Consider the following 6,474-nt stretch of genomic DNA (forward strand, 5'->3'; position numbering starts at 1 on the left):
CTTACTAGCGCTAGAAGCCGCTCCGGCGTACCTAGGATTGTGAACGTATAAAATCAGCTCTTCAATAGTTTATTTAATAAAGATTCCAGCCGTTTGACTCAAAAAGTTTCTATTTGAATGGCGATCGCAGTAACGTGTAATTAATAAATCGGCCTCGGAGCTAAGCGCGAAACTCCAACCTGTGAAGTTCACAAATTTCCGGCGATCGGGTAAAATATAACTTGCTGTATCGCGATTAAGTGAGGAAAAAGATATGTCAGAATTTCTAGACTTTCTCAGACATCAGTTTGCCTATGTTGCCATTGGCGAATTTAAACCCGGAAAATTTGAAGCGGCCGAACAACTTTTTGAAAAAGCCGTTGCAACTTATGCCACAGGTTTTAAGGGAGCATACCTGCTGCAATTGCCCAATACAGACAAAGGTATTGCCATCATTTTTTGGGAAAGCGTAGAAGATATGGCAGCCAATCAAAGCGAAGCTTATCAGGAAATATTGAAGCAGATGACGCCTTTGTTTGCGAAAATACCAGACACAAATGTTTATGAAATTGTCAGTGAAATCCAGCCCAAAAGTGAATAATTAAAAAACCTGCAACCTGCGCGTCATTCCCATACCCATCGGGGTTTTTCGCCCGACTCCGCTGTAAAGCGCAAAATCTGCTAAAGTGTTAATTTGCTTGATAGTAGCAGGAGCTATATCTCCCATAATTCGGTAACTAATATCGCCGACGCAGCCAATAAATTTACTGCGAGAATCTGTACAAACTTCTGTTCGGATATCGAAGAAACTGGGAAAAATAGCTTCTGTGAAAGTAGGTTCGATCGCAATCCTGCTGTACTTATTCCAGCGATTCGCTAAACTGCTGAAAATACTTTCACGAGTGGGCATAGCACTATCATATACACCTTGCCTAAAATTAGTAGGAGTGCAAAAAGTAAAAGCAATTTGGCGCTCAGTTTCCGAAGCTCTATCGAACAATTCGGCGTAAGTACAAAAGTTTACCCAAGGCTGGTTTGATTGCGGTTCGCTCAAAATATTAGTAATGTATATATTTGTCGGGCCGAGATGACAAGGGATCTCGAAATTAAGTTGCTGCCAAAGTTGAGTTAGGCGATCGAACAAATCGTCATCCAGCAGAGAAATTCGCCACCAAATCGGCGTATTTTCCTGAATTGCTTGCTTGTGTTCCCACTGTACAGCCGGAGATATTGTGCGGGAAGCCGGAGGCAAAACTCTCTTTTGCGGCTGTGGCGTACTGCTTTTGTAAGCCTCTTTTCTGCTTACTTGAAAAGGGCTTAAAGTGAAAGCTTTTTCATGAGATTGGTCGTGCAAGTACGCGCTCAAATCGCTGTCTACAGCACTCACCAAGTTCAAAAATAAAGCGTGGAGGTGCCGTCCCGTTAAAAACTGGGATGGAATTGGTGCAACTGGCAGCAGGTTTAAAACAAGGCTGTGGGGCATTTTAAAATTATATACTGTGTCTTTAGAAATGTTCAGCTAGTATTAAGATTACAGCTAAGTTGCAACTTATATTAACCCATCTCAAGAAGGTAAGGTGCGCAGTGCGCACCCTACGTTTAGGAAGATTTGTGCGCAGTGCGCACCCTACGTTTAGGTTGTGATAGAGAGGCAAATCTCTGTGTTGGGAATTTTTAGGCGATCGAGATTTCTGGCGACAAATAAACGTCTTGGATGGCGTTGAACAATTTTACGCCTTCTTCAAAAGGACGCTGAAAAGTTTTGCGGCCGGAAATTAAGCCGCAGCCCCCAGCGCGCTTGTTGATTACCGCCGTGCGAATTGCTTCTGCAAAATCGCTTTTCCCGGAAGCACCGCCGGAGTTAATTAAACCCATCCTTCCCGCATAACAGTTGAGCACTTGATAGCGAGTTAGATCGATCGGGTGATCCGTTGTTAAATCCGAATAAACCCGCTTGTCGGTTTTGCCGTAACTGTGGCCGCTAGCTTTAGCAACAGCTTCGTAACCGTGATTGCATTCGGGCAATTTCTGCTTGATAATGTCAGCTTGAATTGTCACTCCCAAGTGATTTGCTTGCCCGGTTAAATCGGCTGCAACGTGATAATCTTTGTCTTGTTTAAAAATATCGTTGCGGAGATAGCACCACAGAATTGTCGCCATTCCGTATTCGTGAGCGTGTGCAAAAGCTTGACTGACTTCTTGGATTTGCCGCGTCGATTCCGGGGAACCAAAATAAATTGTTGCTCCGACTGCTGTTGCTCCCAAATTCCAAGCTTGCTCCACTGAAGCAAACATTATTTGGTCGAATTGATTGGGATAAGTCAGCAATTCGTTGTGATTTAGCTTGACAATAAAAGGGATTTTATGCGCGTATTTGCGAGATACACTTCCCAAAACACCCAGGGTTGTCGCGACAGCATTGCAGCCAGCCGAAATTGCTAATTTAATGATATTTTCGCTGTCAAAATAGATGGGATTCGGTGCAAAAGAAGCGGCCGCCGAGTGTTCGATTCCTTGGTCTACTGGCAGGATGGATAAATAGCCAGTATTTGCCAAGCGTCCGCTAGAATAAAGTTGCTGAAGCGATCGCAAAACTTGGGGAGTTCGATCGGTTTGAGCAAAAATGCGATCGACCCAATCCGGCCCCGGCAGGTGCAACAAATCTTTAGAAACTTTTGCTTGATGGGTGAGCAAGTCTTCGGCTTCGTCGCCAAGCCAAGACTCGATGGAATTGGGAACTGATAGTGTAGCTGTCATACAGATTTCCCTCTGAATTTCAATTACAGGCTGATGATTGCAGACATTAACCTTGCTGATATTGTAGCGAAAAAATCATATTTTCCATCCCCTCAACCCTAGAACCAATTTTTAACAAGTTAGCGACAACAGCAGCTAGGACGCGCTACTCTATAATAAGCTGGCAGTTCAGCCGGATCTGCGCTGCCAGCGATCGCCGATCGACTCACAACTTTGCCATCACAATGTCACAAACTTACTTTGATTCTGAAAACGGTCACAAATCCTTCGAGATGCCCGGTGCTCGGCCGCATTACAACCCCGATCGCCCTGGTCAAGTAGAGCACATTTTCCTCGACTTAGTGCTGAATATTCCCAAACAAAGCTTTCGCGGCACTTGTAGCATCCGCATCAATCCAGTCCGCAGCGGTATTGACAAATTAACCTTAGATGCTGTCAACCTAAATATCAAATCAGTAAAAGTCGGCGAAATTGAGCAAAATTTCGACAGCGATGGCGAAGTGCTGCAAATTCAACTACACGAACCAACAGAAGCTTACCAACCCATTACAATTGCGATCGAATATTCGGTCGAAAAACCCCAGCGCGGCCTCTATTTCGTCGGCCCGGACAAACACTATCCAGACAAACCAACACAAGTTTGGACTCAAGGCGAAGACGAAGATTCCCGCTTCTGGTTTCCCTGTTTCGACTATCCCGGACAACTCGCTACTTCGGAAATTCGAGTGCAAGTTCCAAGACAACTCTTTGCTATTTCCAACGGCGAATTAATTAGTACAAAAAACGAAGGCGACGATAAAATTTATCACTGGTCGCAAACCCAGGTACACCCGACATATTTAATGACCTTAGCAGTCGGAGATTTTGCCGAAATTAAAGACGAATGGAATGGCAAACCAGTTAATTATTACGTGGAAAGAAGCCGCGAAGCAGACGCTAAGCGCAGCATGGGCAAAACGCCTCAAATGATTGAATTCTTCTCTCAAGCATTTGGCTATCCTTACCCTTTCCCCAAATACGCTCAAGTCTGCGTCGATGATTTCATCTTCGGCGGTATGGAAAATACTTCGACAACTTTGCTAACAGATAGGTGCTTGTTAGACGAACGCGCTACCCTCGACAATCGAGGCACTGAAAGCTTAGTTGCCCACGAATTGGCTCACCAGTGGTTCGGTGATTTAGTAGTAATTAAACATTGGTCTCATGCTTGGCTGAAAGAAGGTATGGCTTCTTATTCCGAGGTGCTGTGGACTGACAAAGAATATGGCAAAGAAGACGCGGCTTACTATATGTTAAATGAAGCCCGCAATTATTTAGCTGAAGACAGTTCCCGCTACCGCCGCCCGATCGTTACTCACGTTTACCGCGAAGCCATTGAATTGTACGATCGCCATTTGTACGAAAAAGGCGCTTGCGTCTATCACATGATTCGCGCCGAGTTGGGCGACGAATTATTTTACAAAGCAATTCACACTTTTGTGCGGGATAACGCTCACAAAACTGTAGAAACCATCGATTTGCTCAGGGCGATAGAAAAGGCTACTGGTCGCAATCTCATGTTTTTGTTTGACCAGTACGTTTATCGTGGCGGTCATCCAGATTATAAGGTTGCTTATTCTTGGGATGGCGACAGCAAATTAGCAAAAGTGACTGTCACGCAAACTCAGGTAAAAGACAGCAAAAATGGCAACGGCAACAGCAAAGATGTATTTGATTTGAAAATCCCGATCGGCTTCGGTTACAAGCCAGAAAAAGAAGCAGATGATGACAGTTGGGTACGTTCAAACCCGAACCTAAAAACTTTCACAGTCCGAGTGCATGAGCGCGAGCAAAGCTTCTATTTTCCCCTCGAACAGAAGCCTGCCTTTATCAGTTTTGATGTGGGCAATAAATACTTAAAAACTGTTGTATTAGAGTATGGAATTGCGGAACTCAAAGCTCAGTTGCAGTTCGATCCAGACCCGGTTTCCCGGATTTACGCTGCCCAAGCTTTGGCGAAAAAGGGAGGCCTGGAAGCGGTGAAAACGCTGTCAGAAGTTCTCAAGAAAGAGCCGTTCTGGGCAGTACGGGCCGAAGTTGCCGGTCACTTAGTTGAAATTAAACTCGACCAAGTTTTTGAAGGTTTAGTAAGTGGTTTAAAAGATAAAGATGCTCGTGTTCGTCGCGCTGTGGTGAATGCGCTGGGTAAAATCCAAACTCACGAAACTTATAAAGCGCTGAGATCGATCGTCGAAAAAGGCGACGACAGCTATTACGTAGAAGCAGCAGCAGCGAGTGCTATGGGCGCCATTGCAGGGGCTAACCCCGACGAAAAACCGACCGACGAACAGGTACTGAAAGAGTTAAAATTGGTGCTGAAAGAGCGTCAGGGCTGGAATGAGGTAGTGCGATCGGGTGCGATCGCAGGTTTGGCGCAAATGAAAACTTCTGAAGACGCGCTGAATCTAATTTTTAAATACACAGCCGCCGGCACTCCGCAAGCTTTGCGCTTGGCTGCAATTCGAGCTTTGGGCACAATTTCCAGTGGTCAAACCAAAGTCAATTTAGAACGGATTTTGCAGCGATTGGCAGAATTATCTAAAGAGACGTTTTTCTTGACTCAAGTTTCTGTAGTAGCGGGATTAGGACAAATGCAAACTCGCAAAGCAATTCGCATTTTGCGTTCTTTAGCTGACCAAACTCCCGATGGTCGCGTCCGCCGCATGGCTGATGAAGCTGTGCAAAGAGTGCAGAAAAATGCTGGTTCTGATGCAGCGGTAAAGCAGTTGCGGGAGGAATTAGACCAGGTGAAAAAGGAGAATCAAGATTTGAGGAGTCGGATGGAAAATTTGGAGGCTAAGGCGAAGAAAGATTAGGTGTAAAACCCCATACCGGCGCAGATAAAGGCAGATATTCGCGATCGGCTTTTATCTGCTTGTCGGTAGATGATTGTGCGCGGTTATTATAATATTATTGTTCAGTGGGAGTACATGGGAATTTCCTATTTTCGCCAGACCGGAAAAGCTAAATATGTTTATTATCCACTTTATTGCTGTCTCAACTTGGGAAGGGTCGAGAATCAGGATGCTATTTTTATTTTTTACTTGTAAACCGTTCATGAGGTTACAGCAGCTTTGGTAGCCACAAATATTGCAGAAATCATGAGTATAAAAAGCGCTTTACTGGTTGAGCAATCGGGGGTAATTCCCTACCGCATTCAAGAGGGAGAAATTGAAGTAATGTTGATTACTTCTTCGGCTAGCAAGCGCTGGGTGATTCCCAAAGGATTAATTGAACCTGACATGACTCCCCAAGATTCCGCCGCCAAGGAAGCTTGGGAAGAAGCAGGTTTGTTGGGGAAAGTATTCCCGGATTTGCTAGGAACCTACGAGTATCAAAAGTCTGGCTATATTTGTCAGGTAGGAGTATTTTTAATGCAAGTGCAAGCAGTTCTGGAAATTTGGCCGGAAGCTAGCAAGAGAAAGCGCCAGTGGGTAAGTATTCCTAAAGCAATTAAGCGGGTTAACGAACCGGAACTAAAACTCATTCTTGCGGATTTGCAGAATAGGTTCTGGTGATTCAGTCATCAATGCAGAACCTAATTATCTAATGTGCGCCGAGGCGCATCTTAGCGCCATAATTCGTGCGTACAACCACTTTTTACTCTTAGTATAAACTTGTAGGGTGCGTCCGTCAGCTAAATGATTGGGAAATCGAGCTATGATTACTGACGCACCCTACAAACTTATGATATCAGTG

General features: G+C 44.8%; 5 protein-coding genes. 3 read left to right on the forward strand and 2 right to left on the reverse strand.

Features of this window, described 5'->3' with window-relative positions; genetic code table 11:
• Positions 1-253: 253 nt before the first annotated feature.
• The gene (locus tag QUB77_RS25595) at positions 254-580 is read left to right on the forward strand and encodes an antibiotic biosynthesis monooxygenase (protein ID WP_006631248.1); all 327 of its coding nucleotides are present in this window, start codon (positions 254-256) and stop codon (positions 578-580) included.
• On the opposite strand, the gene cas6 is transcribed toward QUB77_RS25595, so the two are convergent.
• Together cas6 and QUB77_RS25605 are read right to left on the reverse strand one after the other, a co-directional pair.
• A complete protein-coding gene (cas6, locus tag QUB77_RS25600) occupies positions 581-1,462 on the reverse strand; it encodes a CRISPR-associated endoribonuclease Cas6 (RefSeq protein ID WP_333178348.1) in 882 nt (293 codons plus the stop codon).
• Between the two features lie 191 nt (positions 1,463-1,653).
• A complete protein-coding gene (locus QUB77_RS25605) occupies positions 1,654-2,736 on the reverse strand; it encodes a class I fructose-bisphosphate aldolase (RefSeq protein ID WP_333178345.1) in 1,083 nt (360 codons plus the stop codon).
• Between the two features lie 224 nt (positions 2,737-2,960).
• On the opposite strand from QUB77_RS25605, the gene QUB77_RS25610 reads away from it, so the two are divergent.
• Positions 2,961-5,591, forward strand: coding sequence for a M1 family metallopeptidase (locus tag QUB77_RS25610; protein ID WP_333178342.1), 2,631 nt, complete (start codon positions 2,961-2,963; stop codon positions 5,589-5,591).
• 285 nt (positions 5,592-5,876) lie between these two features.
• The gene (locus tag QUB77_RS25615) at positions 5,877-6,293 is read left to right on the forward strand and encodes an NUDIX hydrolase (RefSeq protein WP_333178339.1); all 417 of its coding nucleotides are present in this window, start codon (positions 5,877-5,879) and stop codon (positions 6,291-6,293) included.
• Positions 6,294-6,474 lie beyond the last annotated feature (181 nt).

The organism is Microcoleus sp. AT9b-C3, assembly GCF_036705485.1.
Taxonomy (GTDB): Bacteria; Cyanobacteriota; Cyanobacteriia; order Cyanobacteriales; family Microcoleaceae; genus Microcoleus.